The sequence below is a fragment of the Campylobacter showae CC57C genome (genome assembly GCF_000344295.2).
GTDB classification, from domain to species: domain Bacteria; phylum Campylobacterota; class Campylobacteria; order Campylobacterales; family Campylobacteraceae; genus Campylobacter_A; species Campylobacter_A showae_B.
In genome coordinates this window covers 1-579 of sequence record NZ_AOTD01000213.1, presented here as the reverse complement: position 1 = coordinate 579, position 579 = coordinate 1, and the positions used below count along the sequence as shown (strand labels likewise).

The window sequence follows — 579 nt, the reverse complement described above, 5'->3', positions numbered from 1 at the left end:
AATCAGGCTCAAATTTTAAAAGACGTCGATACCGTTACGGAATCGTTTTTTAAAGACTATATCGACACAGTAAAAAAACTAGGCGTAAAAGTACAAAAAGCGCAGCATAGCGAAGAGGAGCTACTAAAAACATTAGTTCTAGAAAAAGATCAGTCAAATTCTATCGTGGACTATATTTATTTCGGTAGAGAAGCTGATGGAAGTCATTTTCAATCATCAAATAACAAGTTAACCCCTGAAAAGGATAATTACGACCCTCGTAAACGCGGCTGGTATATGGATACGAAAGCGGCAAATAGGGCTATTTATACCGAGCCTTATATCGATGCTATGAGTCAAAGCCTGGTTATGACCTTTGCCGTGCCGGTAAACGAGGGCGGTAAATTTGCGGGCGTAGCGGCGATAGATCTAAAGATCGACGCTCTAAGCAAGAAAATTTTAGATATGGGCAAGACCGAATATGGCTATGTTTATCTGATGAATAAAGACGGTCTGATACTAATGCATAGCGATCCCTCAAATATAGGAAAAACCGTCCCTGCGAGTAAATATTTAGCGGAAGAATACGCAGCAAAAAGG

General features: G+C 40.1%; 1 protein-coding gene. It reads left to right on the top strand.

Annotated elements, in window-relative coordinates; all coding sequences use genetic code 11:
- Positions 1-579, top strand: a 579-nt coding sequence (locus H740_RS08245) for a cache domain-containing protein (RefSeq protein WP_002953186.1), incomplete at both ends; no start/stop codon positions are given.